We start from the raw sequence: 26,316 nt of genomic DNA, 5'->3' as shown, positions 1-26,316 counted from the left end.
CGCAGGGGCGCGGCTCAGCCGGGCTGGGAACCGGACCGCTGCTGCTCGACCTGCGCGCGGACCTCGTCCATGTCGAGCGCCTGCACCTTGCCGATGACGTCGGCCAGCATGGGTGCGGGGAGGGCGCCGGCCTGGGCGAAGACGAGGATGCCGTCGCGGAAGCCCATCAGGGTCGGGATCGAGGTGATGTTCGCCGCGGCGGCCAGGGCCTGCTCGGCCTCGGTGTCGACCTTGCCGAAGACGATGTCGGAGTGCTGCTCCGACGCGGCCTCGTAGACCGGCGCGAACCGCTTGCACGGGCCGCACCAGTCGGCCCAGAAGTCGACGAAGACGGTGCCGCCCTCGAGGACGGTCTTCTCGAACGTGTCGGCGGTCAGCTCGACGCTCGCCATGTCAGCTCAGCTCCCATCGGACCGCGACGGTCGCGGTCACCGTAATCTCGCCCAGCTCGAGCGAGGGGCTCCCCGCGCCGGCCGCCATCCGGGCGAACCGGGGCTGGGCACCACCCTCGACAACGTCGCGCACGCGCACAACCTTCCCCAGGCCACGGCCCGCGAGGGGCATACTGCTCCGCCTTGGCCAGGGCGTCGGCGAAGGCGGCCTCGCGCGCGGCGGCCAGCAGCGGCGCCGGGTCGGCGAGGTCGGTGCCGACGGAGTCGATCGTGAGGGCGCTGCCGGCGGCACCGGCGAAGGCGTCGACGAGGGCGCCCACGAGTGCCGGGTCGCGGACGGTGACGGCCAGGCCCTGCTGGGCGGAGTACCCCACGACGGATGTCCCGTCGCGGTCGTAGCGCGGCTGCACCCCGCTGCTCGTGGTGCGCAGGTCGCGCTCGTCGACGCCGTGGTCCCTCGCCGCCTGCGCCAGGGCGGCTGCCCGCCCGGCGGCGTCCGAGAGCGCGGCGGAGACGTCGGAGGCCTCGCACCGCACGCCGGCGCTGACGCGCACCACGTCGGGCACCGCGGACGCGCGTCCCGTGCCGGTCACGTCCATGTGCTCCGTCATGCCGCCAGCCTAGGCTGAGGACATGGACACCGAGCAGATCCGGCAGTACTGGGACGAGGCCGCGCAGGAGTACGACACCTTCGTCGACCACGGCCTGCTCGACTCCGACGTCCGGGCCGCCTGGAAGGACCTCCTGCGCACCTGGCTGCCCACCACGGCATCCGACGTCGGCGACCTCGCCTGCGGCACCGGGACGATGAGCGTGCTGCTCGCCGAGCTCGGCCACCAGGTCCGCGGCATCGACCTCTCCGGCGAGATGGTGGCCCGCGCCAAGGCCAAGACCGCGCCCTTCGGGGGCGCGGTGCGCATCGAGCAGGGCGACGCGGGGGACCCGCCGTGGGAGGAGGGCAGCCTCGACGTCGTCTTCGCCCGGCACATCCTGTGGACGCTGCCCGACCCGCAGGACGCGCTGCGCCGGTGGGCCCGGCTCCTGCGACCCGGCGGCCGGATGGTCCTCATCGAGGGGCGCTGGGGCATGGAGGCCGCGGACGGCACGCCGGTCCTGCCCTGGCGGGCCGGCGTGCCGTCCACCGAGCTCGCCTCGGTCGTGCGCGACCTGGTGGGTGAGCCCCTCGTCGTCCAGCTGAGCGACACCGTCTACTGGGGCAAGGAGATCGAGCACGAGCGCTACCTGCTCACCGCCACCTCTCGGGCTGCCGTGGGTGCCGGGAGCGCCAGGCCATGAGCGGGCCGGGGCTGGTCCAGGACCCCGCCGGGCCGATCCACGGCCGCCCCATCCGCGGGGTCGGCTGGCTGTTCGGGGTCCTCGCCGTCCTCACCATCCCGTGGACGGTCTGGCTCGCGATCCAGCTCCCGAGCTCCAAGCCGGCCGCGCACTACGACCTGGCGTGGGCCGGGTTCGACGCCGCCCTCGTGGTGGTCCTGCTGGCGACGGCCTGGTCGGCGGTGCGGATCACGCCGTGGCTGCCGGTGCTTGCCGGTGCCACCGGCACGATGGTGCTGGTCGACGCCTGGTTCGACGTCGTCACGGCGCCGACCGCCGAGGAGCGCTGGCTGGCCGTCGGGATGGCGGTCGTCGTCGAGGGTCCCCTCGCCAGTGTCTGCATCTGGCTCGCGGTGACCGGCCAGCAGCTGCTGCGCAGGCGGCTGCTGCGCCGGGTGTGGCGCCAGCAGCGACGGGCCATGCGTGCCGGGTTGGTGCCGGCGCCCTCCGTCGTGGCCGGGCACGATCCGGAGCCCGAGGTCGTGGGGGAACCCGAGACCCCCGCGGCGCCGGGGCCGATGGTCGTCGAGGGCCCTGACCTGCAGCATTCGTAGCCGATTTGCGGCATACGTCACCCGGGTCCACTCTGCCCGGGTGAGCGCGACGACGAGGCACCAGCCAGACGTCCCCGGCGACGAGCCCGCCCCCAGCCAGCTCAAGGCGGGCCTCAAGCCACGGCACATCACCATGATCTCGATCGCCGGGGTCATCGGTGCCGGCCTGTTCGTGGGGTCGGCCAACGCCATCGCCACCGCCGGCCCGGCGGTCCTCATCGCCTACGCCCTCGCGGGGACGCTGGTCGTCCTCGTCATGCGGATGCTCGGGGAGATGGCGACCGCCCAGCCCGACACCGGATCGTTCTCGACGTATGCCGACCGCTCGCTCGGGCGGTGGGCCGGCTTCTCCATCGGCTGGCTGTACTGGTGGTTCTGGGTCATCGTCATCCCGGTCGAGGCGACCGCCGGCGCGCTGATCCTGGGGGACTGGTTCCCCGGGGTGCCGCAGTGGGTCTTCGCCCTCGTCATCACAGGCCTGCTGGTCGTGACCAACCTGTTCAGCGTGGGCAACTACGGCGAGTTCGAGTTCTGGTTCGCGCTCATCAAGGTCGTCGCCATCGTGCTGTTCATCGCCGTCGGGGTCCTCGCCATGGTGGGGGTGCTCCCGGGGTCGCAGAGCTCCGGCGTCGGCCACCTGTGGCACGACGGCGGGTTCATGCCCAAGGGGCTCGGCGCCGTCTTCGCGGCGATGCTCATCACGATGTTCACCTTCATGGGCACCGAGATCGTCACCATCGCGGCCGCCGAGTCGCCGAACCCGGAGGCCGGAATCCGCAAGGCGGTCAACTCGGTGATCTGGCGGATCAGCCTGTTCTACCTGGGCTCCATCTTCGTCGTGGTCGCCCTCGTCCCGTGGAACGCCAAGGGCCTGGCGGCCGAGGGGTCGGGCTCGTACCAGTACACGCTGGAGCGCATGGGTCTCGGCGGTCTCACGACGGTGCTCGAGTTCGTCATCCTCACCGCGGTCGCCTCGTGCCTGAACTCCGCGCTCTACACCGCCTCGCGCATGGCGTTCTCCCTGTCGACCCGCGGCGACGCGCCGGCGGCGTGGTCGCGCACGACCGATCGCGGCGTGCCGGCGTGGGCCATCCTGGCGAGCTCGGTCGTCGGGTTCCTCGGCGTCATCGGCAACTACCTGCTCCCGGAGAAGATCTTCGGCTACCTGCTCGCGAGCTCCGGCGCGATCGCGCTCTTCGTGTACCTCGTCATCGCGCTCTCGCAGCTGCGGATGCGGCGCCAGCTCGACGCCGAGGGCCACAGCCCGGCGGTGCGGATGTGGCTCTATCCCGGCCTGACGTACGCGACGATCGGGTTCATCGCCTTCGTGCTGGTCCTCATGCTGGTCCAGGAGGGGCACCGGCTCGAGCTCGGCCTGAGCCTGGCGCTCGCCGCCGTCATCGTGGCGATCGGTGTCGCCCGCACCCGCGGGGAGCGGACCGCCGCGGCCCCTGCCCAGGGGGCGGTCGCGTTTCGGCGTACCGCTGAGTAATCAGGAGAATGCCGGCATGACCGCCGTGCCCTCCGTGTCCAACTCCATCACCGTCCGCCTCACCCTCCCGGCCCGCGCCACCGCGGTGTCGGAGCTGACCGGGGTCATCGAGGCAGGAGGCGGCCTGGTCACCGGCCTCGACGTGACGGCGTCGGGGGCCGACCGCCTGCGGGTGGACGTGACCGCCGCGGCCCGCGACACCGCCCACGCCGACGAGCTCGTCGAGGCGATGCGCGGCGTGCACGGCGTGGACATCGGCAAGGTCTCCGACCGCACCTTCCTCGTACACCTCGGCGGCAAGCTGAAGGTCGAGTCGAAGGTCCCGATCCGCAACCGTGACGACCTGTCGCTCATCTACACCCCGGGCGTGGCCCGGGTCTGCATGGCGATCGCGGAGAACCCCGAGGACGCCCGGCGGCTGACGATCAAGCGCAACACCGTCGCGGTGGTGACCGACGGGTCCGCGGTGCTGGGGCTGGGCAACATCGGCCCGCTCGGGGCGCTCCCGGTCATGGAGGGCAAGGCGGCGCTGTTCAAGCGGTTCGCCGACATCGACGCCTTCCCGATCTGCCTGGACACCCAGGACACCGAGGAGATCATCCGCACCGTCAAGGCGATCAGCCCCGTCTTCGCGGGCATCAACCTCGAGGACATCTCGGCCCCGCGCTGCTTCGAGATCGAGCACCGGCTGCGCGAGGAGCTCGACATCCCCGTCTTCCACGACGACCAGCACGGCACCGCGATCGTCACCCTCGCCGCCCTGCGCAACGCGCTGCGGGTCGTCGGCAAGGAGCTGGGGGACTGCCGGGTCGTGATGTCGGGGGCGGGCGCCGCCGGCACCGCGATCCTCAAGCTGCTGCTCAAGGCCGGCGCACGTGACGTCGTCGTGGCGGACCAGTTCGGCGTCCTGCACCCCGACCGCGAGGACATCGCGTCGGGCGAGCACCCGCAGCTGGCGTGGTCGGCCGAGCACACCAACCCGCGCCGGGTCAGCGGCACGCTCAAGGACGCGGTGGCGGGTGCGGACGTCTTCATCGGGGTCTCCGCCCCCAACATCCTGAGCGGCGACGACATCGCCACGATGGCCGACGGGGCGATCGTCTTCGCCATGGCGAACCCCGAGCCGGAGGTCGACCCGATCGCCGCCGCGCAGCACGCCGCCGTGGTCGCGACCGGGCGTTCGGACTTCGCCAACCAGATCAACAACGTGCTGGTCTTCCCGGGCGTCTTCCGGGGGCTCCTCGACGCGGCGTCGCGGACCATCGACGAGGACGTCATGCTCGCCGCGGCGACCGCCCTGTCGGAGGTCGTCCACCCCGACGAGCTGAACGCGGCCTACATCATCCCCAGCGTGTTCCACCCCGACGTGTCGAAGGTGGTCGCCGCCGCGGTGAAGGCGGCCGTGCTGGGCACCGCGCCGGAGGCGGTCGAGCGGACCGCGTCGGCCGAGGGCGACGAGGTCGAGCTCATCGGCTGAGCCGGGCGCGAGGGTCAGCCGCGGGGCGTGAGGCCGAACTCCGTCGCGAGCAGCTCCAGGCTGCGCAGCTTCGCGTCCAGGTCCGGGGTCGGCGCGACGAGGGTGACCTCGTCGGCGCCGGCCTCGTCGGCCAGCGCGATGAGACCGGCGGCCACCTCGGCCGGCGGCCCGGCATACACGCGGCCCTCGAGGCTGGGCTCGACGGCGGCGAACTCCGGGCTGAGCCGGAACGCACGGATCTCGTCCGTGCTGGGACGCGTCGTGGCCCCGCTGCGGATGCGCTGCATCTGCAGGGCCCAGCCGGCGCGGAAGTCCGCGGCGACGTCCGGGTCCTCCGTCGCCAGGGCGAGGACCGAGATGATCACGCGCGGCGTGTCACCGAGGGGGCCGGGCCGGAAGTCGCGGCGGTATGCCCGCAGCGCCTCGACGGCGAGGCCCGGGCTCATGTGGTGGGCGAAGACCGTGGTCATCCCGTTGACGGCCGCGAACGAGGAGCCCCAGCCGCTCGAGCCGAGCATGAGCAGCTCGGGGCTGGTGTCGACGACCGGGGTGGCGCGGACCGCCTTGAAGGGGTGGTCGTCAGGCCAGCCGTCGGAGAGGAAGGCGATGAGCTCGGCCGCCTGCTGCGGGAAGTCGTCGGCGGTGAGGGCCTCGCGGGAGCGCCGCAGCGCGAAGGCGGTGAGCTGGTCGGTTCCGGGGGCGCGGCCCAGCCCGAGGTCGATGCGCCCCGGGTGCAGCATCTCCAGCGTCTTGAACCACTCCGCGACCTTGAGGGGGGAGTGGTTGGGCAGCATGATCCCGGCTGCTCCGACTCGGATGCCCGACGTGAGCGAGGCGAGGTGGGCGATGAGGATCTCGGGCGAGCTGCTCGCCAGCCCGGCGAAGCTGTGGTGCTCGCTGATCCAGTAGCGCGCGTACCCGAGCCGGTCCGCGGCCTGGACCGTCCGCTCGCTGCGGGCGATGGCCTGCTGGGCGGTCATGCCCGACGGCACGTCGACGAAGTCGAGCAGGGACAGTGGGCGGGGGGTTCCTGGGGTCGGCGAGGTCACGTCCGGTGCCAACACCCGTCACCCGCTGCCGATTCCGCCCGTCTACGCTGCACCGGGTGAGCGACACGACGACCAGGACCTCCCCGACCCGGTCGACCTCGGCCGCGCGGATCGTGTTCGTGCTCCTCGTGGTGGTCCACCTGTGCTGCCTGTACTGGCCGCGCGTCGACGTTCAGGGCCCGGTGACGTGGACCGACAAGGTCGTCCACGTCCTGCTGTTCGGGGTGCCGACCGTGGTCGGGCTGGTCGCGGGGCTGCGGCCCGCGTGGCTCGTGGGCCTCCTCGCCCTGCACGCCCCGGTCAGCGAGCTCGTGCAGCACTACCTGCTGCCGCACCGCGACGGGGACGTCTGGGACGCCGTGGCGGACCTGTCCGGCGTGGTGCTCGGCGTCACGCTCGTCGTGGTCGGGAGGGCTCGGCGCCGCTGGTAGACTGGTCGGGCTCAGTTCGGCGGCGCCTGGCAGCGCCACCCGCGGCAGTGAGGCCGCACCGATGTCCCCGATGCCGACTGACGCCCACCGGATGACGACCGTCGATCCGGTCCACCGGGCCCTTCGTGGCCTGAGGCTCGTCTTTCCCGGTCTCCCTCGCCAGGTGGCTCGAGACGTGTCTACCTCGAGTACCTGAAGTGAGTTGAACATCTGTGCCCAAGAACCTGCGATCCGCCGCGCCCAAGAAGGCCCGCTGGACTGCTGACCAGAAGGCTGCCGCGAAGAAGGGTCCCAAGAAGGCCCACCGCGGACAGTCGACCACCCGCCCGGCGCGTGACGCCGACCGCCTCGTGCGTCGCGAGTTCGACCGTGACGACCGTCCGGCGAAGCGGTTCGACCGCGACGACCGTCCGGCCAAGCGGTTCGACCGTGACGACCGTCCGGCCAAGCGTTTCGACCGCGACGAGAACCGTGGCCCGCGCCAGTACGACCGTGACGACCGCCCGGCTCGCCGCTTCGACCGCGACGACCGCCCGGCTCGCAGCTTCGACCGCGACGACCGCCCGGCCCGTCGTTTCGACCGCGACGAGAACCGTGGCCCGCGCCAGTACGACCGTGAGGACCGCCCGGCTCGCCGCTTCGACCGTGACGACCGCCCGGCTCGCCGCTTCGACCGCGACGAGAACCGTGGCCCGCGCCAGTACGACCGTGACGACCGCCCGGCCCGTCGCTTCGACCGCGACGAGAACCGTGGCCCGCGCCAGTACGACCGTGACGACCGCCCGGCCCGCCGCTTCGAGCGGACCGACCGGTTCGAGCGCACCAACCGCTTCGAGGACCAGGTGGACCCCGAGGCCGAGCGCATGGAGGCCGACACCTGGGTCAAGGCGACCCGCAAGTCCGTCGACGGACCCGTGACCGTCGAGGCCGACAACGGCTTCGCCGCCCTCGGCCTGACCGAGCGCCTCGTCGAGCGGCTCGCCCGCGACGGGATCACGACACCGTTCCCGATCCAGGCGGCGACCATCCCGGACGCGCTCGCCGGTCGTGACGTCCTCGGCCGTGGCCAGACGGGCTCCGGCAAGACCCTTGCCTTCGGCCTGCCGATGCTGGCCCGCCTCGCCGAGCGCCCCAAGGCGGTCCCGCGCCGTCCGCGTGCCCTCGTCATGGTCCCCACCCGTGAGCTCGCGATGCAGGTGTCGGACGCGCTCGAGCCACTCGTGCACGTGCTCGGCCTGCGCCACAAGCTGGTCGCCGGCGGCCTGTCGTACACCACGCAGATCAACGCCCTCAACCGCGGCGTCGAGGTGCTCATCGCTACCCCGGGCCGCCTCAAGGACCTGCTCGAGCGCGAGGCCGTCGAGCTCGGGGACGTCGAGGTCGCGGTGCTCGACGAGGCCGACCACATGGCCGACATGGGCTTCATGCCCGAGGTCACGGCGATCCTCGACCGGATGCCCGAGGGCGGCCAGCGGCTGCTCTTCTCGGCCACGCTGGACAACGGCATCGACACCCTCGTCGAGCGCTACCTCAGCGACCCGGTGACCCACTCGACCGACGACGCCAAGGCGTCCGTGACCACCATGGAGCACCACGTCCTGCTCATCGAGCCGGTCCACAAGAAGGTCATCACCGCCGAGGTCGCCAACCGCGAGGGCCGCACCGTCGTGTTCGTGCGGACCAAGCTCGGCGCCGACCGCGTCGCCATGCAGCTGCGCGAGCAGGGCGTCTTCGCCGCGGCGCTGCACGGCGGTCTCGGCCAGGGCGCGCGCAACCGGGTGCTCGGGGCGTTCCGCGACGGCAGCCTGCCGGTGCTCGTCGCCACGGACGTCGCGGCCCGCGGCATCCACGTCGACGACGTCTCGGTCGTCCTGCAGGTCGACCCGCCGGCCGACCACAAGGACTACCTGCACCGCTCGGGCCGCACGGCCCGCGCCGGTGACAAGGGCACCGTCGTGACGCTCGCGCTCCCGCACCAGCGCAAGACGATGGAGCGCATGGCCCGCGAGGCCGGCATCGACGCCGTCCCGACCCGCGCCGTCCCCGGCGACGAGCGGCTCGCGGCCACCGGGGCCAGTGCCCCCAGCGGCATCCCGGTGTCCGAGGAGCGGTTCAAGCGGCTGCTCGAGGGCGAGAAGCGCCAGCACCGCGGTGGCCCGCGCGGCCCGCGTTCCGGTGGTCCCCGTGGTCGCCAGGGTGGTCGTCCCTACGGCGGCCCCCGTCGCGGTCCGCGCGACTGACCTCCCCGTCAGCCGTTCTGCCACAGCCCCGGTCCCGGTGACCGGGGCTGTGGCTTTGTGGGCAGAATGGAGGGGTGGAGACCGACGACCTGTCCGGCAGCCTGCTGCTCGCGACACCCCAGATCGAGGAAGGGGTGTTCCGCCGCAGCGTCGTGCTCCTGCTCCACCACGACGCGGAGGGGGCGCAGGGCGTCGTGCTCAACCGGCCGCTCGATGCCCGCGTGGACGCCGTCCTGCCGGAGTGGCAGGACCACGTCACCGCGCCCCAGGTCCTCTTCGAGGGTGGTCCGGTGGGCCTCGACAGTGCGCTCGGGCTGGTGACCGTGCCCGGTGACGTCGAGCCGATGGGGGTCAAGCGGCTCTTCGGCGGGGTCGGCCTCGTCGACCTCGACACGCCGCCCGAGCTCGTCATGCCCGAGGTCGCGGGGATGCGGATCTTCGCCGGGTATGCCGGGTGGTCGCCCGGGCAGCTCGAGGACGAGGTCGACGCTGGGTCCTGGTACGTCGTGGAGGCCGAGGGCCGTGACGCGTTCGACGACGACCCGCAGAGCCTCTGGGTGCGCGTGCTGCGCCGCCAGCGCGACCACCTCGCCTTCGTGGCCACCTTCCCGGTGGACCCGGAGATGAACTGAGGCACCCGGCATACACTCGGGGGATGAGCGAGCCCCAGATCCCCCTGGACGACCCGCACGCGCCGCAGGCGCAGCCGCAGCAGCAGACGAGCACCGCGGTGCTCGAGCGCGAAGAGGTGCAGGAGCAGCTGCAGGAGCCGGGCGACCACGAGCGCTTCGCCCACTACGTGCGCAAGGAGAAGATCCTCGAGAGCGCGCTCTCGGGGGAGCCGGTGACTGCCCTGTGCGGCAAGGTGTGGGTGCCCGGCCGCAACCCCGACCGGTTCCCGGTGTGCCCCACGTGCAAGGAGATCTACGAGGGCCTGCGCGCCCCGCAGGACGGCGAGGACTGAGTCGAGGACGGTGCCCGGAGGCCGCGTTTGCCTGCGGTCGCATCACCTGTTGCCCCAAGCATGGCTGACTCTTTACCTCTGCCTGTGCTTTCCAGGCAGTGCCGCTGACGAACGCGCTCCTAGCGTGCGACGCAGATCCGCCCGCCGCACCGGGCTGGTGGTCCTCCTGCGAAAGGACGCACATGGTGCTTCGTTCCCGAATCGCGCTCTCCTCCTTGGTGCTGGCGGCTGCCGCCCTCGCCCTCGGGCAGGGCAGTGCGCTCGCCCAGCCGATGGCCGGGGAGTCCACGGTGGCCGCGGAGTGCGCGACGCACTCAGACCCGGTCAACGCGGCCCGCTCGGCACAGGGCGGCAACCGCAAGGACGGCAACGAGCTGTCGGCCGCCCAGGTCCGCGCCTACGAGGACGCGTTCGCCAGGGCCATGGCGGCCAAGGGGTACACCAAGAACGCCAACGGCTCGGCACGCAAGCCCGGCGGGGGTGGGGCGTTCTCGCCGACCACGGTCAACGTCTACTTCCACGTCATCACCAGCGGCACGACGGGTGACGTCTCGGGCCTGGTCTCCAAGCAGGTGTCGGTGCTCAACAGCGCCTACAGCGGCACCGGCTTCTCGTTCGTCAACGCCGGCGTCGACAAGACCGACAACGCCTCCTGGTACAACCTGTCCCAGGGCAGCACCGCCGAGCGCGCGATGAAGACGGCCCTGCGCAAGGGCACCATGGACGACCTCAACATCTACACGGCCAACCTCTCGGGCGGCCTGCTCGGCTGGGCGACCTTCCCCAAGTCCAGCTACGACGTCATGGACGGCGTCGTCGTCCTCGACCAGAGCCTGCCGGGCGGCACGGCCTCGCCGTACAACCTCGGCGACACCGCCACCCACGAGGCCGGCCACTGGTTCGGGCTCTACCACACGTTCCAGGGGGGCTGCACCGGCCAGGGCGACTCCGTCGACGACACCCCTGCGGAGGCCTCGCCGGCCTACGGCTGCCCCACCGGCCGGGACAGCTGCACGCGCTCGCCGGGCCTGGACCCGATCAAGAACTTCATGGACTACACCGACGACGCGTGCATGGACAGCTTCACCCCGGGCCAGACCACCCGGGCGCAGAACGCCTGGGTGACCTACCGCCAGGGCAAGTAGCCAGCTCGCCTCCGGCGACATGCCCTAGCACACCCCCGAGGCCCCGGCAGACATGCCGGGGCCTCGGCATGTCGTTGTCGGGCAACGGTTATCGTGGCGGGCCTATGAGTACTGCCGCCGCCTCCCACCTGTCACCAGCATTCCCGGAGCGGGCGGCCTGGGGGACGGCGTCCAAGCTGCGTGCCTGGCAGCAGGAGGCGCTGACGACCTACCTCCGGTCGACGCCCCGCGACTTCCTCGCCGTGGCGACGCCCGGCGCCGGCAAGACGACCTACGCCCTGCGCCTGGCCACCGAGCTGCTCGGGCGCGGCACGGTCTCCGCCGTGACGATCGTCGCCCCCACCGAGCACCTCAAGGTGCAGTGGGCGGAGGCCGCCGCCCGGGTCGGCATCCACATCGACCCGCGGTTCTCCAACTCCTCGGCCCGGCACTCCAGCGAGTACGACGGTGTGGCCCTGACCTACGCCCAGGTCGCCAGCCGCCCGTCGCTGCACCGCACCCGCACCGAGACCGCGCCGACCCTGGTGATCCTCGACGAGGTGCACCACGGCGGCGACAACCTCTCGTGGGGTGACGCCATCCGCGAGGCGTTCGAGCCCGCGACCCGGCGGCTCGCCCTGACGGGTACCCCGTTCCGCTCGGACACCTCCCCGATCCCGTTCGTCCGCTACGAGATGGACCAGGCAGGCATCCGGCGGTCCGCGGCGGACTACACCTACGGGTATGCCGAGGCCCTGCGCGACGGGGTCGTGCGGCCCGTGCTGTTCATGGCCTACGGCGGCGCCATGCGCTGGCGCACGAAGGCCGGCGACGAGATCGCCGCGCGCCTCGGCGAGCCGCTGACCAAGGACGCGATGGCGCACGCGTGGCGCACCGCCCTGGACCCCAAGGGCGAGTGGATCCCCGCCGTGCTCGCCGCTGCGGACAAGCGGCTGACCGAGGTCCGCCGCGGCGTCCCGGACGCAGGTGCCCTCGTCATCGCCTCGAACCAGACCAGCGCCCGCGCGTACGCCCGGATCCTCGAGTCCATCACCGGCACGAAGCCGACGGTCGTCCTCTCCGACGACGCCGGCGCCTCGGCCCGCATCGAGGAGTTCGCCTCCAGCGACTCCCGGTGGATGGTCGCGGTGCGCATGGTCTCCGAGGGCGTCGACGTGCCGCGCCTGTGCGTCGGCGTGTATGCCACGTCGACCTCGACCCCGCTCTTCTTCGCCCAGGCGGTCGGCCGGTTCGTCCGGGCTCGGCGCCGCGGCGAGACCGCCTCGGTCTTCCTGCCCTCCGTGCCGGTCATCCTCGAGCACGCGGCCCGCCTGGAGGACGAGCGCGACCACGCCCTCGACCGGGTGACCAAGGACGACTCCGAGGCCTCGATGTGGGCCGAGGAGGACGCCCTCGTGGCCGCCGCCAACCGCACCGAGAAGACGGTGGGGCTCGACGAGAGCACCTTCGAGGCGCTGGAGTCGGACGCCGAGTTCGACCACGTGCTCTTCGACGCCAAGCAGTTCGGCCTCGGCGCCGCCGTCGGGTCCGAGGACGAGCAGGAGTACCTCGGCCTGCCGGGGCTGCTCGAGCCCGACCAGGTGGCGCTCCTGCTGCACGAGCGGCAGACCGCCCAGAGCAGCCGACGGCCCAAGGCGGCGCCACAGCCGGTGTCGGCGCACCGCGCGCTCGCCGCCCAGCGCAAGGAGCTCAACGGGCTCGTCGCGGCATACGCCCGCAAGACCAACGCCCCCCACGGCGTGGTGCACAACGACCTGCGGCGTGCCTGCGGCGGTCCCTCCCTCGACGCGGCGACGTCGGCCGAGGTTGCCGCGCGCATCGAGAAGATCCGCGCCTGGCTGGTCGGGCGCCGGTAGCAGCGACAGGGACGCGCACCACCGTGGCCAACGCCCACCTCGAGACCCGCATCAAGGTCGCCCGGGTCCTGCTCGTCGTGCTCGGCGTGGTGTTCGCGGCAGTCTTCACGTGGGGCGCAGTCGCCGTGCCCGAACCCGCCTGGTGGGTCGCCCTGCCGCTCAACGCCGTGGCGATCGCTCTGGTGCTGGTGGGCAGCCGCCGGCGCGTCGCCACGCAGGGGGCGTCCGGGGCAGCGCTGATGGCGCTCGGCGGGGCAGTGGTCGCGGCATCGGTGATCGTCTCCTTCGCGCTGGGCAACGCCACCTGACATCGGCGCCTGCACGCGGGACGGTCTGAGCGGCACCCGGAGCCCGGCCTCGAAACCCCAGGCCGGTGGGTCGTGCCGAAGGGCCGCGCCGTGCGGGCCGCTGCGCCGCCACGAGGCGCTAGCGTGTGGCGGGACGGCGAGTTCGTCGCCGAGGACGGAGCAGCGCCATGGCCAACCACGTGTACTCCATCTCCGAGGTCGTCGGCACCTCACCGGACGGCATCGAGGCGGCCGTGACCAACGCGGTCACCCAGGCGGCGCGAACCGTGCGCAACCTGGACTGGTTCGAGGTGCAGAGCGTCCGCGGCCAGATCGCCGACGGCGCGGTCGCGCACTGGCAGGTGACCGTGAAGCTCGGATTCCGTCTGGAGAACTGAGCCCCGCGGGAACCGGGCGCGTCCGCGCCGGTCACGGCGGCGAGGACGCACCCGGCCGTTGGTGGGCGCGGGCCCCGGCCCTGGGGTCGGCCCCCGCAGTCAGGCGCCGCGGCCAGTGGCCGTCCCGTGCCCGTCGAGCCCGTCCGTAACCTGGGAGCGGTCGTGGCCGACCGGCCGACCCTCGTCGACCTCCCGGTCACACCGGACCCGGAGCTTGGCGCGCAGCTCTTGCGACAGGGTGGCCGAGACCTGTGACATGAGGTCGGCGGCCTGGGCCTGGATGTCCGATGGGGAGAGGTCCGACCGTGCCAGTCGGCGCAGGTGCCGACGCAGGTCGGCCAGCCCCGCGCGACCCCGGTCGGTGAGGCGCAGCCGGTCACCGCTCGCCACGACGAGCTGGTACGCAACCGCGACAGCCTCGCACCCGGTGCAGTCCTCCGTGGTAGCGACGGCGACGTTGCCGAGGGCGAGGGTCGTGGGTGCGCCGTCGGCGACGACGACCTGGAAGGACAGCGAGACCGCCCGGCAGCCGTCGCACGCCGCGTACGCCACCGCGGCGTTGGTGGCGGTGACGGAGTCGGCGGCGCTCTGGTGGTACTCCAGCCCCGAGTCCCACAGCCTCCCCGAGGCGTTCGCGTCGAGCTGGACGACCTCCTGGTCGGCGAACGACACCGGCTCCGACTGGTCGTCACCGGCCCCTCCCGGCTGGTGGGCCGAGGCGAGCTGGGCCGGGGCCAGGACGAGGGCTGCCGACGTCGCGACGGCCCCGAGCCAGCGCCTGGCCCCCGCCCCCGCAGCCCGTGGGGACCTCATGACCGGCCCCCGCGGGAGGGGACGCGGTCCTGGGTGAAGGCTCCTGCGACGTGGGCGGCGAGCTCGAGGTAGGCGTCTCGGGTCTGCTGGCGGAGGTCGTTGAGCGCGGTGTGCGCCCCCGCCTGCAGCACCGGGTCCCACGGGATGCGCACGACGGCCCGGCAGCGGGTCGCGAAGTGCGCCTCGATGCGGGGCAGCTCCAGCTGTCCTGCGCCGTGGACGGCGTTGACGGCCGCCACCGCCCCCCGGACCAGTGAGACGTGCCCGTGCTCCTCGAGCCAGTCGAGGGTCATCGCCGCCACCCGCGCACCGTCCAGCGCCGGCGGCATGACGACGACCAGCTGGTCCGCCTCGGCGAGGATGCCCTGCATGGCGCTGTCGAGGATGCCCGTCCCGGTGTCGACCAGCAGCAGGTTGTAGTGCCGGTCCAGCACTTCGATGGCGCGTCGGTAGTCCTCCTCACCCAGGGCCTGCGAGATGCGTGGGTCGTCGTCGGAGGCGACCACCTCGAGGCGCGTGTCGGCGGCCTGCGAGGTGAAGTCACGCATGTCGGCGTACCTCTGGATCCAGTCCCGCTCCCGGAGCAGGTCCGTCACCGTGCTCGTGGTCTGCCTCGGCATGCGGTGGGCCAGGCTGCCGGCGTCGGGGTTGGCGTCGAGGGCGATGACCCGGTCACCCCTGTACGTCGCGAGCGTGTGCCCGAGCATGAGCGTGGTCGTCGTCTTCCCGGCGCCGCCCTTGCGGGACAGGACCACGATCCGCCGGCACCCCCGGACGGGGGTGCGCACCCGCCCCAGCAGGTCCATCTCGCGACGCTCCGCGGCACCGGGGCCGAGGTTGACCCCGCCGCGGGTCACGGCATACACCCCCCGGCGCCAACCACGACCCGGGGGCCGGGACATGGGGCGCAGCATGGCCTCCTCCGTGAACTCGGCCGCGCTGTGGGCCAGGGCCGCCTCGTGGGGAGTGAGGCCGGTCGCCCCCGGGGCCGGCACGAGGTGCTCCCCGTGGGCCCGTGCGAGGGGGACGGGCGGAGCGGGGGGCGTCGCCCCCGGGGATGAGGTGGCGGCTCCGCCGGCCTGCGGCGGTGGCGGTGTGCTCGACGGCTGCGCCATGGCCTGACCCGGCTCCATCATGGGCAGCACAGGAGCATGCTTCGATCCGGACATCGGGATCTCCTGTGGACGGGGGCGCGCCCGGCGCGCGCCGCTGGACGGGGTCCTGCCGGCAACCGCCCGCAGGATGAGGCGGCGGAGCAACCCGCCGACGAGCAGACCCAACCCCACGAGGGGCAGGGGGAGCAGCAGCATCGAGACCGCCGCGAGCGCGGCTGCGGGAGGTTGGCCGCCGTAGACGGCGTTGCGCAGCAGGGCCAGCTGCCGTCCCTCGGCCGCCACGACCGACCGAGCCACGGCCGGCGCGTTCCACAGCAGGAGCCCGAAGGCCGCCAGCATGACCGGCACCGCCACGAGCACCCAGGCGGTGATGACCCGCCGGGCGAACGGGCGCAGCTCGCTCACCCGGGGCGACGGCCGGCCCGGGTGAAGCAGGCTCCGCACGACCGGACCGACCCGGCCGAACAGGTCAGGCACCCCGACAAGGTCCGCGACGACGAAGTAGCCGTCGAGACGGGCCAGCGGCAGCAGCTGCTGGAGCATCTCGGTGTGCACGAGGACCACAGACAGCAGGAGCAGCGCAGAGCCCGTCCGCGCGTAGAGGGCGAGGAGCACGAGGATGGCAAGCACGTTGAAGTAGACGCCGCCGAGGTCCGTGCGCAGCCGCCCGACCCGGCTGAGGCGGTACGACCTCGTCACGTCCGTGAAGAACGCCGGGTAGACCAGGTAGACGGCCACGCCGATCGAGCCCGGTTCGGCCCCGCCCCGGTGGCACGCAGCGGCGTGCCCGAACTCGTGGAACAGGGTGGACAGCAGCAGGACCCCGAGCAGGCCGAGGATGATGATGGGGTCTTCGAGCGTGGCGGAGAAGGCCGACCCGATCGTGTCCGTCTGCAGCAGCCAGGCGTCTCCAGCGACGAGTGCCACCAGGGCGGCGGCCACGACGAGCGGGTGGAAGAGCGGGGCGAGGCACCGCGCGATGCGCCGGGTCCAGCGGGCTGGCACGAGCGTCCGCCGCAGCCGCAGGGCCAGCAGCGGGTCGGCGCGTGGGGCGGGAGTGGTTGGCGGCCGTGCGGAGGTCGCGGCACCCGTGCCGGGCTCCGCGAGGAGCTGGAGCGGGCGCAGGCGCTGCTCGAGCAGGAACGCCAGCCCAGCTGCGGTGAGCGTGCGGCCGTATGCCGTGCTCACGGCGGCAGCGACCTGCTCCATGCTGCGGTCGCCGTCGAGGCTGCTCGCCACCAGGTGCAGCAGCCGCGACATGTGCAGGACCTGCTCGTCCCCCCGGACGGCCAGGTAGTGGGGCTCGGAGAAGCCGGAGCCCTCGTACTCGCCGAGGAGCCGGACCCCCTCGGCCAGCCGTGGCGCGGGTCGCGAGACCTGCCAGAGCGGTGTGGACATCGAGCTTCCCCCAGCGTCCGTGACACGCATGCTGTCGATGACGGGTGGGGGCCGGCACCTGGGACGGCCCCCACCCGGTGTGGCTCAGTGCTGCAGGACGGCGATCTGCTGGAGCGCCGTGGCGTTCGCCGCCGAGCCGAACGTGAAGGCGTTCACTGCGATGGCCAGGTTGACTGCGGTGATGTTCGTGAAGTTGAACATCGCCAACGTCTCCCGGCTCGGTAGCAGCTCCACCGCTGACTCCTCGAGCTCACGGGTCGTCACGATCTCGTGCATGGGATTCCCCTCCTCTCCTGCACTCGATGGCTTGGTCACCGTGACCCGGTCAGGACTGGCTCACCAGGATGGTCTGGCCGGCCGCAGCGTTGGCCAGCGAGCCCATCGTCCAGGTGTTCTGCGAGAGCGCGACGTTGGTCGCGCCGATGTTGGCCCAGTTGGTGGACCAGAGGGCGAGCGTCTCGCGCGACGGAAGCAGCTCGACCTGCTCGACCGAGAGCTCCTCGAAGGACAGAGCGGTCATGGTGTTCACCCCCTCTCCACGACCTCGGTACGTGGTGTTGACAGCAACCATGTAGGACCGACGTCGTCGCGGCTGCGTCACCGCGTCGTGTGCGGCTCGTGCGCGGATGCGTGGGGCCGCCGTGTGCTCACCGTCGTCGACAGGTCACCGGGCTCGTGGGCGCTTCTACGACATCGGTTGTATGCCGTGGGGGCCGGCAGTGGGCACCATGGTCGAGTTCGCAGGGATTTGCCGGTGGTTGACTCGGTCGACTGCCGGACGGACGGCAACGGGTCGACTACGTCACCGGGGTGGTCCTGCAGGGCCGGTCGGACGGGGCCGAACATGCCTGCGTGGCCGCGCGAAATGAGCTGGACATGGGGGTGGCCAGCGATGGTGGGCTGCCCTGCACGCACCCAGGTGGTGGACGTGGTCGAGGGAGCGCCTGACACCGGCCGGTGGACCCTGCACCTGCTCGGCGGCTTCGAGCTCCGAGACGGTGACGGCCCGGTCGAGGTCCCGAACGGTGTACAGAAGCTGCTGGCCTACATCGCGCTGCAGGGGGGAGCGGTCGCCCGGGTCCGGGCGGCGGCGGACCTGTGGCCGGGGGTCGCGTCCGGTCAGGCCGCGGCGAACCTCCGCTCGACGCTCTGGCGGGCCCGGCAGGTGGGGGAGCTCGTGTCGCCCGGCAGCCGTACGTTCCTGCGGATGGCGTCCTCGGTCCAGGTCGACGTGCTCGCCCTGGCCGGTGCCGGTGCCGGTGCCGGTGCCGGTGCCGGAGCCGGCGACAGCGGCAGCGGCGTGCTGCTCCTGGGCCAGCCCGGCCGCGCCTTCAACGTCGAGCTGCTCCCGGACTGGCTCGACGACTGGGTCGTCATCGAGCGCGAGCGGTTGCGCCACCTCGAGCTGCGGGTCCTCGATGGCGAGGCGGAGCAGCAGCTCGAGAGCGGCCGGACCGCCGAGGCGCTCGACACGACCCTGCGCGCGATCCGGCTGGAGCCCCTGCGGGAGGCCTCGCACCAGACGCTCATCCGGATCTTCCTGCGTTCCGGGGACCGATCGGCGGCGCTGTCCCACTACGAGCGGTTCGCCGCCCTGCTGCGCGAGGAGCTCGACCTGGGACCCGATCCGGTGACGACCGCGCTCGTGGCGCCCTACCTGTCGCGGCGCGGGCGGGCGCTCGGTCCGGTCGCTCGCAAGGCGGTGGCGGCGCGGCGTGCGGCACGACCCCGCCGGCCACCGCACGGGTTGCGCTGAGCCCGGGAGTGCGGAGCGGGTGGCGGCCAGTTGGGCCGAATCTCGCACGCGACCCCGCGGGCGGGTGAAACGATCGGATCGACGTGAGCGACCCCGCGGCGGCCCTGTCCCCGCAGCCGCGGGCCGCCCCGAGCCGGAGGAGGTCCGATGCGCCTCGGTGCCCTGGTGCTCCCGCAGGAGTCGTGGCGGGAGGCGCGGCACACGTGGATGCGCCTGGAGGAGCTGGGCTTCGACGCGGGGTATGCCGCCGACCACCTCACCCACCCCACCGTGGCCGGCCGCTGGTGGGCCGACGGGTGGACGACCCTCGCGGCTGCCGCCGGGGTCACGAGCACGATGCGCCTGGGCACCCTGGTCGCCTCGGCCGCGATCCGCAGCCCCACCGTCCTGGCCCGCGCCTCGGCCACGCTGCAGGACATCAGCGACGGCCGCTTCGTCCTGGGCCTCGGCGCGGGCCTGCCCGGGGACGTGCTGGCCGACCGGGGTGAGCTGGTGACGGTGCGCGACCTCTGGGACCGCTACGAGGAGTCGGTGTCCGCGCTGCGGGCCCTGTGGCTCGGGGGGTCGACCTGGGAGGGCAGGGTGGTGCGGATCGAGGGCGTGCAGCCCGCCGCGCACGCCCCCGGGCGGCTCCCACCGACGGTGGTCATCTCGGCCGGCGGGCCCCGCGGGTTCGACCTCGCAGCACGGCAGGGCGACGGCTGGGTGACCTTCGGCGGGGCCGCGCTGGCGGAGCTGGACGCCTCGGGCTGGTGGGAGGCGCTCGCCCGGCAGTCCCGGCGGGTGACGACCGCCTGCGAGCGCATCGGTCGCGACCCCGCCGCGATCGGCCGGTCGGTGCTCGTGGGGTGGGGGACCCTGCGCCCGCTGGCCTCGGTCCAGGCGCTGGCCGACACGGTGGGTGCGGCGGTGGAGGCCGGCTTCGACGAGCTCGTCGTCTACGCGCCGGTGGGGGAGCCGGGGGACCGCTTCTGGGCGGACCCCGACGTCGTCGCCGAGGCGGTCACGTCGCTGCCTCGCTGACGGGGGTCCCCGCCGCCTGGACCAGCGGCAGGGTCCGCAGCGGTATGCGCGTGGCCAGGGAGATCGCGGTGTTGGCCCGCACCACGTGGCGGTCGTCGACCACGGCGTCGATGACCCGCTGGAGGTCGGCGTTGTCGCGGGCGACGACCGAGATGAACAGGTCACCGGAGCCGGTGATGGTGTGGGCCTCCAGCACCTCGGGGATGCGGGCCAGGTGCTCGACGACGGGGGAGTGGCCGCGGCCCTGCCGGATCTCCAGGGTGCAGAACGCCGAGACGGGGTACCCCATCGCCGCCGGGTCGAGCTGCGGCGCCCAGGACCGGATCACGCCACGCTGCGAGAGCCGGTCGAGCCGAGCCTGGACCGTGCCGCGGGCCACCCCGAGCTCGCGCGAGGCGCCGAGCACCCCGATCTGGGGCTGCTCGGTGAACAGGGTGACCAGCCGCCGGTCCAGGTCGTCGAGGGACATGGACACATTGTCCACTGGATCAGCGCTTACGGCGACCACTTCGCACATCCTGCGCAGCCGCTCGGCATACGGTTGCACACCTGGGCAGCGTCGCGGCACCCTGCCGCCATGACGACCACCAGCGACACGAACCTCGACCTCACGCCCCAGGAGCGTGAGGCCAACCTCGACCTCGAGCAGCTCAAGCAGCTCGTCGGCCTCGTCGAGTACGACGAGACGAAGGACCCGTTCCCGGTCACCGGCTGGGACGCCATCGTCTTCGTCGTGGGCAACGCCACCCAGGCGGCGCAGTACTACCAGTCCGCGTGGGGCATGGAGCTCGTCGCGTACTCGGGCCCGGAGAACGGCCAGCGCGACCACAAGTCCTTCGTCCTGAAGTCCGGTTCGATCCGGTTCGTCCTCAACGGTGCCGTCAGCCCCGACAGCCCGCTCATCGAGCACCACGCCAAGCACGGCGACGGTGTCGTCGACATCGCCCTCGAGGTGCCGGACGTCGACAAGTGCATCGCCCAGGCCCGCTCGGCCGGTGCCCGCGTCGTGCGCGAGCCCGAGGACCTCACCGACGAGCACGGCACGGTGCGCATCGCCTCCATCGCGACCTACGGCGAGACGGTGCACACCCTCGTGGACCGCTCCCGGTACGACGGCCCGTACCTGCCCGGCTACGTCGCCAAGGAGTCGACCTGGGTCAAGCGCGAGGGCGCGCCGAAGCGGCTGTTCCAGGCCCTCGACCACATCGTCGGCAACGTCGAGCTCGGCAAGATGGACGAGTGGGTGACCTTCTACAACAAGGTCATGGGCTTCGTGAACATGGCCGAGTTCATCGGCGACGACATCGCCACCGACTACTCGGCGCTGATGTCCAAGGTCGTCGCCAACGGCAACCACCGGGTGAAGTTCCCCCTCAACGAGCCGGCGATCGCCAAGAAGAAGAGCCAGATCGACGAGTACCTCGAGTTCTACCGCGGCCCCGGCGCCCAGCACCTCGCGCTCGCGACCGGCGACATCCTGCGCACGGTGGACGAGCTGCGCGCCAACGGGATCGAGTTCCTCGACACGCCGGACTCGTACTACGAGGACCCCGAGCTGCGCGCCCGGATCGGCGAGGTCCGCGTGCCGATCGAGGAGCTGCAGAAGCGCAAGATCCTCGTCGACCGCGACGAGGACGGCTACCTGCTGCAGATCTTCACCAAGCCGCTCGGCGACCGGCCGACGGTCTTCTTCGAGATCATCGAGCGGCACGGGTCGCTCGGCTTCGGCAAGGGCAACTTCAAGGCGCTGTTCGAGGCCATCGAGCGCGAGCAGGACGCGCGCGGCAACCTCTGACCCGCTCCGCCCCACGACTTCGGGGGTGTGGGGGTGACGGATCCGTCACCCCCACACCCCCGATCGTCGTCTCCGGTGGCTCGGGGCCTGCCGGTGTCAGGCGGACCGCACGGGCTCCGGCTCGCGCTGGGCCAGGCGGGCGTTGCGCCGGCCGTACACGGCATACAGCACCAGGCCCAGGACCATCCACACGGCGAAGCGCAACCAGGTCTCCAGCGACAGGTTGGTCATGAGGTAGAGGCAGGCCAGGGCCGACAGGACCGGCACGACGGGTGAGAAGGGGGTGCGGAAGGGCCGCGGCAGGTCCGGCTTCGTGCGGCGCAGGATCGGCACCGCGATCGAGACGACGACGAAGGCGAAGAGCGTCCCGATGCTCACCAGGTCGGCCAGGGCCTTGAGCGGCACCAGCCCGGCGAGCAGCGCCACCAGGACGATGGTGCCCATGGTGATGCGGTACGGCGTGCCCCACTTCGGGTGGACCTTCGCCACGGCCGGCGGCAGCAGGCGGTCGCGGCCCATCGAGAAGCCGATCCGGCCCATGGCGACGATGTCCACGAGGATGACCGAGGTCAGGCCGGCGACGGCTGCCACGGCGATGAGGTTCGCCGCCCAGTGCGCCCCGACGGCCTCGAAGGCGCTCGCGATCGGAGCACCCTCGTTGAGCTTGCGGTAGTCGACCATGCCGGTCAGGACGAGCGAGACACCGACGTAGAGCACGGTGCAGATCCCGAGGGTGCCGAGCAGGCCCAGCGGGAGGTCGCGCGCGGGCTTGCGGGTCTCCTCGCCGAGGTTCGCCACGGCCTCGAACCCGGTGTAGGAGAAGAACACCACGGCGGCCGCGGTCAGCACCCCGGCGAAGCCGAAGGCGGTCGGCTGGATGCCGAACACGGCCTGGCTCAGCGGCTGGGCCAGGCCCGACGTGCCGGCCTTGACCGGCTGGGCCGGCGGGATGAACGGCGTGAGGTTCGAGGCCTTGACGAAGAACGCGCCCGCGATGATGACGAAGACGCAGATGGCGACCTTGATGACCACCAGCGTGTTGGTCACCCGGGCGCTCTCGCGGATGCCGATGATCGCCACGACGCCGAGCACCAGCACGATGGCGACCGCACCGACGTTCACCGGCGCGCCCTCACCGAACAGGCTGGTGGGCAGGTTGAACAGCTCCTGCATGTAGCCGGACCAGCCGCGGGCCACGACCGCCGCCCCGAGCGCGAACTCGAGGATGAGGTCCCAGCCGATGATCCACGCGAAGACCTCGCCGATCGTCGCGTAGGCGTAGGTGTAGGCGCTGCCGGCGGTCGGCACCGCCGACGCGAGCTCGGCGTAGCAGAACGCGGCCAGCAGGCTCACGACGCCGGCCACGGCGAAGGAGATGACGACACCGGGACCGGCGTGGTTCTTGGCCTCGATGCCCGTCAAGGTGAAGATGCCCGTGCCGATGACGATGCCGATGCCGAAGCCCATGAGGTCCTTGGCCCCGAGGCGCCGGGCAAGGCGCGTGCCGTCGCCCTCGCTGCCGGCGTCACCGGCCTGCGCGAGGACGTCCTCGACGGGTTTGGTCCGCAGGACGGAGTCGTTGCTGCTCATGGCGTTTCACCCTAGGCGTGAGGGATCGCGGGCGCGCGGCGGGGCCGCGGGCCGGGACGGGCAGCCGTGCGTGAGAGGCTGTCGCCATGAGCACGCCATCGAGCCCGGGCTGGTACGACGACCCGGAGGACGCCGCCGTCCTGCGGTACTTCGACGGCGTGGTCTGGACCCGGCACACGGCCCCCAAGAGCACCCGTCCCGCGACCACGGCCGAACAGGCCGCCCAGGCAGGAGCCGAGGCCGCCCGTCACTGGGTGGCGCCCGGTGGGCGCGGTGCGGGGCAGGGCACCCACGGGGGTGCGCAGGGAGGTGTGCCGGGCGCGCAGGGAGGTGTGCCGGGCGGTGCGCAGGGAGGTATGCCGGGCGGTGCGCCGGGCACGCAGCCCGGCCGCCCCAACCCGCAGTTCCCCGGGGCGCCGCAGCAGCACCAGTGGAACGCGCCGCCGATGCAGTACGGCTACCCGGCGGGGCCGACCACCCCGGACGGCCAGCCGCTGGCGAGCTACTGGCAGCGCGTGGGCGCCTACATCATCGACGCCATCATCACGGGCATCGCGAGCTTCGTCCTCGGTGGCTGGCTGCTCTACCGGGCGATGCAGCCGTTCTTCGACGGGTTCTCCGAGGCGCTCCGCTCCGGTGACAGCGCGACGATGAACCGCATCACCTCCGAGATCAACTACGGCTACCTGGCCGGCTTCGCCCTCGTCGCAGGCGTGGTGGCATTCGCGTACCAGGTGTTCTTCCTGACGCGCAGCGGCGCCACTCCCGGCAAGGCCGTGTCGGGCATCTCGGTGCGGCTGCGTGAGCGGCCGGGTCCGCTGTCGCTGGCCGACGCGGCTCGGCGTGCCTCGGTGCAGGCCGTGCTGGGGGTGGTGGGCAACATCCCGCTCATCGGCACGTTCGCGTCGATCGCCGCCCTGCTGGACCTGCTGTGGCCGGCGTGGGACGCCAACCGCCAGGCGTGGCACGACAAGGTCGCCGCCACCAACGTCGTCATGGGCCGACAGCCCCGGGACGGACGTCCCGGACGGTAGCCGCGGGGCGGCGGTCTAGCCGGCGGCCGGGACGACCGTCCCGCTCACCTCGCCGAGCCCGATCCGCGTGCCGTCGGGGCCGGGCGCCCAGGCCCGCAGGACGAGCGTGTCGCCGTCCTCGATGAAGGACCGGGTGCTGCCGTCGTCCAGGGTCACGGGCTCGGTGCCGTTCCACGTCAGCTCGAGGAAGCTGCCGCGCGTGCGCGGGTCGGTGCCCGAGATGGTCCCGGACCCGAAGAGGTCGCCGCTGCGCAGCGAGGCGCCGTTGACCGTCAGGTGCGCAAGCATCTGCGCCGGCGACCAGTACATGTCGCGGTACTCGGGCCGCGACACCACGGTGCCGTTCCACACGACCTCGTAGTGGACGTCGAGCCCCAGGGATGCGTCGCCGGTGCCCCGCAGGTACGGCAGCGGCTCCGGGTCCTGGCCCGGCAGCTCCACCCGGGCAGCGGCCAGCGCGTCCATGGTGACGACCCACGGTGAGATCGAGGTGGCGAACGACTTGCCGAGGAAGGGGCCGAGCGGGACGTACTCCCACGCCTGGATGTCGCGGGCGCTCCAGTCGTTGAGCAGCACCACGCCGAACAGGTGCTCCGAGGCCTGCTCGATCGGCACCGGGTGGCCGACACGGGACGAGCCGCCGACGACGAAGCCGAGCTCGGCCTCGATGTCGAGCTTGCGGCTGGGCCCGAAGGTGGGAGCCGGGTCGGTGGGGGCCTTGCGCTGCCCGCTGGGCCGGACGACGTCCGTCCCCGAGACGACGACCGTCCCCGAGCGGCCGTGGTAGCCGATGGGCAGGTGCTTCCAGTTCGGGGTCAGCGGCTCGGAGTCCGGGCGGAAGATCCGCCCGACGTTCGTCGCGTGGTGCTCCCCGGCGTAGAAGTCGACGTAGTCCGCGACCTCGATCGGCAGGTGCAGCGTCACGTCGGCCAGCGGGAGGAGGTGGGGACGGGTGCGCTCCTCGTGCACCGGGTCGGTGAGGACCTCCTGCAGCCACGACCGCGCGGCAGTCCACGCGGGGCGCCCGAGCTCGAGGAACGCGTTGAGGCTGGGGCGCTCCCACGCGGCGGTGAGGTCCGGGCCGTCGCCCGCGCCGACCGAGTCACGGCCGGTCCGTGCCGCGGCACTGACGTCGAGCACCCACTCCCCGACGCGCACGCCCACGCGCGGGTCGGTGCCCTCCGTGGAGAAGACGCCGTACGGCAGGTTGTCGAGGCCGAACGCGTCGTCCTCGGCCAGGTCGATCCAGGACGTGGTCATGCGTGCTCCTCCAGGAGGCCGAGGGCGGCCAGCTCGGTGATCGGGTCGGTGACGCCGCAGCAGCCGTATGCCGGGAAGAAGGCGCGCACGATGGCGGCGTCGGCGGCGCTCATGCGGGTGACGTGCGGGACGAGGACGGCGGGGTCGCGCTCGGCCAGCAGCGGCACCAGATCGTCGACGTCGTCGCCGTTGAGGGCCCAGCGCACCGCGACGAGGACGTTGAGCAGGCCGTGCTGCTCCTGCCCGTCGTGGGTGCCGCGGACGACGTGGTGCAGGCCGCCGGTGAGCTTGAAGCCGAGGTCGTGGTCGACGGCGGTGCGCACGAACGTCGCGAGCTCGCGCTCGTCGGGCCAGGCCCACGTGTCGGTGGCCCCGGTGCGGAACTTCGCCTGGAGCGGGCGGTCGTCGGAGGCGTCCGCCGCGATGTCGGCGACCGCCTCGACCTGCGCGTCGCCGCGCGGCACCTCGAGGGTCAGCGGCACGCCGGGGTCGCGCGCCTCGCGCCACGACGGCTCCCACCCGCGCTCGACCCCGACCACGTCGACGCCCTGGGCCGACCGCAGCAGGGCCACGGCGTCGAGCACCCGGTCGACGGGCACTCCCGGGCGCCCGATGACCGCCACCCTCACCGGGTCCGCCCCGGCACCGGCCGCAGCGCCGTCAGCGGACCCGGCTGCGGCGACAAGCGGCACGAGGTCCCCCGCCGCGGAGGCGGGGACGAGGAGCGGTCCGACGAGCCCGGCATACCAGCTGGTGCGGTGCACGCGGTGCATCCGCACGGCCTCGTCGAGGGGGGCGTTGCCCGGCGGGAAGACCGCCGCGTCGTCGACGAGGCCGGCGAAGAGGCCGGGCTCGGCAGGGCGGGGTGCGGCGGCGTCCGACAACCTCGTCATGACGCGCACCCTACTGGCG

The 26,316-nt window shown here is 72.7% G+C and carries 27 protein-coding genes; 16 read left to right on the top strand and 11 right to left on the bottom strand.

The annotated features are described in order from the left end of the window. Nucleotides 1–14: 14 nt before the first annotated feature. Both ACFUC1_RS06685 and ACFUC1_RS06680 read right to left on the bottom strand, forming a co-directional pair. Entirely contained in the window at nucleotides 15–392 is a 378-nt protein-coding gene (locus ACFUC1_RS06685; RefSeq protein WP_379117921.1) for a thioredoxin family protein, read from the bottom strand. Then, nucleotides 374–1,003, bottom strand: coding sequence for an SIMPL domain-containing protein (locus tag ACFUC1_RS06680; protein ID WP_379117919.1), 630 nt, complete (start codon nucleotides 1,001–1,003; stop codon nucleotides 374–376). The genes ACFUC1_RS06685 and ACFUC1_RS06680 overlap by 19 nt, the downstream gene beginning before the upstream one ends. A gap of 22 nt (nucleotides 1,004–1,025) precedes the next feature. Here ACFUC1_RS06680 and ACFUC1_RS06675 point away from each other — a divergent pair, with 22 nt between their 5' ends. The 4 genes from ACFUC1_RS06675 to ACFUC1_RS06660 all read left to right on the top strand — a co-directional run bounded on the left by ACFUC1_RS06675 (nucleotide 1,026) and on the right by ACFUC1_RS06660 (nucleotide 5,250). Beyond that, nucleotides 1,026–1,688 (top strand): class I SAM-dependent methyltransferase, encoded by a 663-nt coding sequence (locus ACFUC1_RS06675; RefSeq protein ID WP_379117917.1) that lies wholly within the window; start codon nucleotides 1,026–1,028, stop codon nucleotides 1,686–1,688. After that, a complete protein-coding gene (locus ACFUC1_RS06670) occupies nucleotides 1,685–2,281 on the top strand; it encodes a hypothetical protein (RefSeq protein WP_379117915.1) in 597 nt (198 codons plus the stop codon). Before ACFUC1_RS06675 ends, ACFUC1_RS06670 begins: the two co-directional genes overlap by 4 nt. 133 nt (nucleotides 2,282–2,414) lie before the next feature. Continuing rightward, nucleotides 2,415–3,773: an amino acid permease gene (locus ACFUC1_RS06665; protein ID WP_379117952.1), complete on the top strand. Its 1,359-nt coding sequence runs from the start codon at nucleotides 2,415–2,417 to the stop codon at nucleotides 3,771–3,773. Between the two features lie 16 nt (nucleotides 3,774–3,789). Continuing rightward, nucleotides 3,790–5,250, top strand: a complete 1,461-nt coding sequence (locus tag ACFUC1_RS06660) for an NAD-dependent malic enzyme (RefSeq protein WP_379117913.1) — start codon at nucleotides 3,790–3,792, stop codon at nucleotides 5,248–5,250. 14 nt (nucleotides 5,251–5,264) lie between these two features. Here the strand turns inward: ACFUC1_RS06660 and ACFUC1_RS06655 are convergent, their stop codons facing one another. Further along, the gene (locus tag ACFUC1_RS06655; RefSeq protein ID WP_379117911.1) at nucleotides 5,265–6,299 is read right to left on the bottom strand and encodes an LLM class flavin-dependent oxidoreductase; all 1,035 of its coding nucleotides are present in this window, start codon (nucleotides 6,297–6,299) and stop codon (nucleotides 5,265–5,267) included. A gap of 56 nt (nucleotides 6,300–6,355) precedes the next feature. Here ACFUC1_RS06655 and ACFUC1_RS06650 point away from each other — a divergent pair, with 56 nt between their 5' ends. From ACFUC1_RS06650 to ACFUC1_RS06615, 8 genes are all read left to right on the top strand, one after another. Further along, nucleotides 6,356–6,730 carry a VanZ family protein gene (locus ACFUC1_RS06650; protein ID WP_379117908.1) on the top strand — a complete coding sequence of 125 codons (375 nt, stop codon included), beginning with the start codon at nucleotides 6,356–6,358 and terminating at the stop codon, nucleotides 6,728–6,730. A gap of 212 nt (nucleotides 6,731–6,942) precedes the next feature. Beyond that, complete coding sequence (locus ACFUC1_RS06645) at nucleotides 6,943–8,970, top strand: DEAD/DEAH box helicase (RefSeq protein ID WP_379117906.1); 2,028 nt, start codon at nucleotides 6,943–6,945, stop codon at nucleotides 8,968–8,970. A 74-nt stretch (nucleotides 8,971–9,044) separates the two neighbouring features. Then, nucleotides 9,045–9,602, top strand: a complete 558-nt coding sequence (locus tag ACFUC1_RS06640; protein ID WP_379117904.1) for a YqgE/AlgH family protein — start codon at nucleotides 9,045–9,047, stop codon at nucleotides 9,600–9,602. A gap of 23 nt (nucleotides 9,603–9,625) precedes the next feature. After that, nucleotides 9,626–9,934: a DUF3039 domain-containing protein gene (locus tag ACFUC1_RS06635; protein ID WP_379117902.1), complete on the top strand. Its 309-nt coding sequence runs from the start codon at nucleotides 9,626–9,628 to the stop codon at nucleotides 9,932–9,934. Nucleotides 9,935–10,116: 182 nt separating this feature from the next. Then, a complete protein-coding gene (locus ACFUC1_RS06630) occupies nucleotides 10,117–11,079 on the top strand; it encodes a zinc metalloprotease (protein ID WP_379117900.1) in 963 nt (320 codons plus the stop codon). A 104-nt stretch (nucleotides 11,080–11,183) separates the two neighbouring features. Beyond that, nucleotides 11,184–12,935, top strand: coding sequence for a DEAD/DEAH box helicase (locus ACFUC1_RS06625; RefSeq protein WP_379117898.1), 1,752 nt, complete (start codon nucleotides 11,184–11,186; stop codon nucleotides 12,933–12,935). Nucleotides 12,936–12,958: 23 nt separating this feature from the next. Beyond that, a complete protein-coding gene (locus ACFUC1_RS06620) occupies nucleotides 12,959–13,243 on the top strand; it encodes a hypothetical protein (protein ID WP_379117896.1) in 285 nt (94 codons plus the stop codon). 167 nt (nucleotides 13,244–13,410) lie between these two features. Beyond that, nucleotides 13,411–13,620 (top strand): dodecin, encoded by a 210-nt coding sequence (locus tag ACFUC1_RS06615; RefSeq protein WP_379117894.1) that lies wholly within the window; start codon nucleotides 13,411–13,413, stop codon nucleotides 13,618–13,620. Between the two features lie 99 nt (nucleotides 13,621–13,719). Here the strand turns inward: ACFUC1_RS06615 and ACFUC1_RS06610 are convergent, their stop codons facing one another. The 4 genes from ACFUC1_RS06610 to ACFUC1_RS06595 all read right to left on the bottom strand — a co-directional run bounded on the left by ACFUC1_RS06610 (nucleotide 13,720) and on the right by ACFUC1_RS06595 (nucleotide 17,466). Beyond that, the gene (locus ACFUC1_RS06610) at nucleotides 13,720–14,433 is read right to left on the bottom strand and encodes a hypothetical protein (RefSeq protein WP_379117892.1); all 714 of its coding nucleotides are present in this window, start codon (nucleotides 14,431–14,433) and stop codon (nucleotides 13,720–13,722) included. Then, nucleotides 14,430–16,946, bottom strand: coding sequence for a MinD/ParA family protein (locus ACFUC1_RS06605; protein ID WP_379117890.1), 2,517 nt, complete (start codon nucleotides 16,944–16,946; stop codon nucleotides 14,430–14,432). The genes ACFUC1_RS06610 and ACFUC1_RS06605 overlap by 4 nt, the downstream gene beginning before the upstream one ends. Before the next feature lie 84 nt (nucleotides 16,947–17,030). After that, nucleotides 17,031–17,222 (bottom strand): hypothetical protein, encoded by a 192-nt coding sequence (locus tag ACFUC1_RS06600; protein ID WP_379117888.1) that lies wholly within the window; start codon nucleotides 17,220–17,222, stop codon nucleotides 17,031–17,033. Between the two features lie 49 nt (nucleotides 17,223–17,271). Then, complete coding sequence (locus ACFUC1_RS06595; RefSeq protein WP_379117886.1) at nucleotides 17,272–17,466, bottom strand: hypothetical protein; 195 nt, start codon at nucleotides 17,464–17,466, stop codon at nucleotides 17,272–17,274. A 408-nt stretch (nucleotides 17,467–17,874) separates the two neighbouring features. Here ACFUC1_RS06595 and ACFUC1_RS06590 point away from each other — a divergent pair, with 408 nt between their 5' ends. Further along, a complete protein-coding gene (locus tag ACFUC1_RS06590; RefSeq protein WP_379117884.1) occupies nucleotides 17,875–18,702 on the top strand; it encodes a BTAD domain-containing putative transcriptional regulator in 828 nt (275 codons plus the stop codon). Nucleotides 18,703–18,849: 147 nt separating this feature from the next. Beyond that, a complete protein-coding gene (locus tag ACFUC1_RS06585) occupies nucleotides 18,850–19,725 on the top strand; it encodes an LLM class flavin-dependent oxidoreductase (protein ID WP_379117882.1) in 876 nt (291 codons plus the stop codon). On the opposite strand, the gene ACFUC1_RS06580 is transcribed toward ACFUC1_RS06585, so the two are convergent. Then, on the bottom strand, nucleotides 19,706–20,194 hold the full coding sequence (locus ACFUC1_RS06580; protein ID WP_379117880.1) for an Lrp/AsnC family transcriptional regulator: 489 nt from the start codon (nucleotides 20,192–20,194) through the stop codon (nucleotides 19,706–19,708). The genes ACFUC1_RS06585 and ACFUC1_RS06580 overlap by 20 nt on opposite strands. Before the next feature lie 108 nt (nucleotides 20,195–20,302). Between ACFUC1_RS06580 and hppD the strand changes: the two genes are divergently transcribed. Further along, nucleotides 20,303–21,520, top strand: a complete 1,218-nt coding sequence (gene hppD, locus ACFUC1_RS06575) for a 4-hydroxyphenylpyruvate dioxygenase (protein ID WP_379117878.1) — start codon at nucleotides 20,303–20,305, stop codon at nucleotides 21,518–21,520. A 96-nt stretch (nucleotides 21,521–21,616) separates the two neighbouring features. Here the strand turns inward: hppD and ACFUC1_RS06570 are convergent, their stop codons facing one another. Next, on the bottom strand, nucleotides 21,617–23,110 hold the full coding sequence (locus tag ACFUC1_RS06570) for an APC family permease (protein WP_379117876.1): 1,494 nt from the start codon (nucleotides 23,108–23,110) through the stop codon (nucleotides 21,617–21,619). Nucleotides 23,111–23,196: 86 nt separating this feature from the next. Here ACFUC1_RS06570 and ACFUC1_RS06565 point away from each other — a divergent pair, with 86 nt between their 5' ends. Then, nucleotides 23,197–24,144: an RDD family protein gene (locus tag ACFUC1_RS06565; protein WP_379117874.1), complete on the top strand. Its 948-nt coding sequence runs from the start codon at nucleotides 23,197–23,199 to the stop codon at nucleotides 24,142–24,144. A 15-nt stretch (nucleotides 24,145–24,159) separates the two neighbouring features. Here ACFUC1_RS06565 and fahA read toward each other — a convergent pair whose 3' ends face one another. After that, nucleotides 24,160–25,404, bottom strand: a complete 1,245-nt coding sequence (fahA, locus tag ACFUC1_RS06560; RefSeq protein ID WP_379117872.1) for a fumarylacetoacetase — start codon at nucleotides 25,402–25,404, stop codon at nucleotides 24,160–24,162. Next, on the bottom strand, nucleotides 25,401–26,297 hold the full coding sequence (locus tag ACFUC1_RS06555) for a hypothetical protein (RefSeq protein WP_379117870.1): 897 nt from the start codon (nucleotides 26,295–26,297) through the stop codon (nucleotides 25,401–25,403). Before ACFUC1_RS06555 ends, fahA begins: the two co-directional genes overlap by 4 nt. Nucleotides 26,298–26,316: the final 19 nt, after the last annotated feature.

It is taken from the genome of Pedococcus sp. NPDC057267, from assembly GCF_042668795.1.
Lineage (GTDB): Bacteria > Actinomycetota > Actinomycetes > Actinomycetales > Dermatophilaceae > Pedococcus.
This window is presented reverse-complemented; position numbering and strand designations above follow the sequence as displayed.

What these genes read in the sequence shown, in the direction of transcription:
- ACFUC1_RS06685 (WP_379117921.1), bottom strand. Translation starts at nt 392, where the DNA reads ATGGCGAGCGTCGAGCTGACCGCCGACACGTTCGAGAAGACCGTCCTC.
- ACFUC1_RS06680 (WP_379117919.1), bottom strand. Translation starts at nt 1,003, where the DNA reads ATGACGGAGCACATGGACGTGACCGGCACGGGACGCGCGTCCGCGGTG.
- ACFUC1_RS06675 (WP_379117917.1), top strand. Translation starts at nt 1,026, where the DNA reads ATGGACACCGAGCAGATCCGGCAGTACTGGGACGAGGCCGCGCAGGAG.
- ACFUC1_RS06670 (WP_379117915.1), top strand. Translation starts at nt 1,685, where the DNA reads ATGAGCGGGCCGGGGCTGGTCCAGGACCCCGCCGGGCCGATCCACGGC.
- ACFUC1_RS06665 (WP_379117952.1), top strand. Translation starts at nt 2,415, where the DNA reads ATGATCTCGATCGCCGGGGTCATCGGTGCCGGCCTGTTCGTGGGGTCG.
- ACFUC1_RS06660 (WP_379117913.1), top strand. Translation starts at nt 3,790, where the DNA reads ATGACCGCCGTGCCCTCCGTGTCCAACTCCATCACCGTCCGCCTCACC.
- ACFUC1_RS06635 (WP_379117902.1), top strand. Translation starts at nt 9,626, where the DNA reads ATGAGCGAGCCCCAGATCCCCCTGGACGACCCGCACGCGCCGCAGGCG.
- ACFUC1_RS06630 (WP_379117900.1), top strand. Translation starts at nt 10,117, where the DNA reads ATGGTGCTTCGTTCCCGAATCGCGCTCTCCTCCTTGGTGCTGGCGGCT.
- ACFUC1_RS06625 (WP_379117898.1), top strand. Translation starts at nt 11,184, where the DNA reads ATGAGTACTGCCGCCGCCTCCCACCTGTCACCAGCATTCCCGGAGCGG.
- ACFUC1_RS06615 (WP_379117894.1), top strand. Translation starts at nt 13,411, where the DNA reads ATGGCCAACCACGTGTACTCCATCTCCGAGGTCGTCGGCACCTCACCG.
- ACFUC1_RS06610 (WP_379117892.1), bottom strand. Translation starts at nt 14,433, where the DNA reads ATGAGGTCCCCACGGGCTGCGGGGGCGGGGGCCAGGCGCTGGCTCGGG.
- ACFUC1_RS06605 (WP_379117890.1), bottom strand. Translation starts at nt 16,946, where the DNA reads ATGTCCACACCGCTCTGGCAGGTCTCGCGACCCGCGCCACGGCTGGCC.
- ACFUC1_RS06600 (WP_379117888.1), bottom strand. Translation starts at nt 17,222, where the DNA reads ATGCACGAGATCGTGACGACCCGTGAGCTCGAGGAGTCAGCGGTGGAG.
- ACFUC1_RS06595 (WP_379117886.1), bottom strand. Translation starts at nt 17,466, where the DNA reads ATGACCGCTCTGTCCTTCGAGGAGCTCTCGGTCGAGCAGGTCGAGCTG.
- ACFUC1_RS06585 (WP_379117882.1), top strand. Translation starts at nt 18,850, where the DNA reads ATGCGCCTCGGTGCCCTGGTGCTCCCGCAGGAGTCGTGGCGGGAGGCG.
- ACFUC1_RS06580 (WP_379117880.1), bottom strand. Translation starts at nt 20,194, where the DNA reads ATGTCCCTCGACGACCTGGACCGGCGGCTGGTCACCCTGTTCACCGAG.
- hppD (WP_379117878.1), top strand. Translation starts at nt 20,303, where the DNA reads ATGACGACCACCAGCGACACGAACCTCGACCTCACGCCCCAGGAGCGT.
- ACFUC1_RS06570 (WP_379117876.1), bottom strand. Translation starts at nt 23,110, where the DNA reads ATGAGCAGCAACGACTCCGTCCTGCGGACCAAACCCGTCGAGGACGTC.
- ACFUC1_RS06565 (WP_379117874.1), top strand. Translation starts at nt 23,197, where the DNA reads ATGAGCACGCCATCGAGCCCGGGCTGGTACGACGACCCGGAGGACGCC.
- fahA (WP_379117872.1), bottom strand. Translation starts at nt 25,404, where the DNA reads ATGACCACGTCCTGGATCGACCTGGCCGAGGACGACGCGTTCGGCCTC.
- ACFUC1_RS06555 (WP_379117870.1), bottom strand. Translation starts at nt 26,297, where the DNA reads ATGACGAGGTTGTCGGACGCCGCCGCACCCCGCCCTGCCGAGCCCGGC.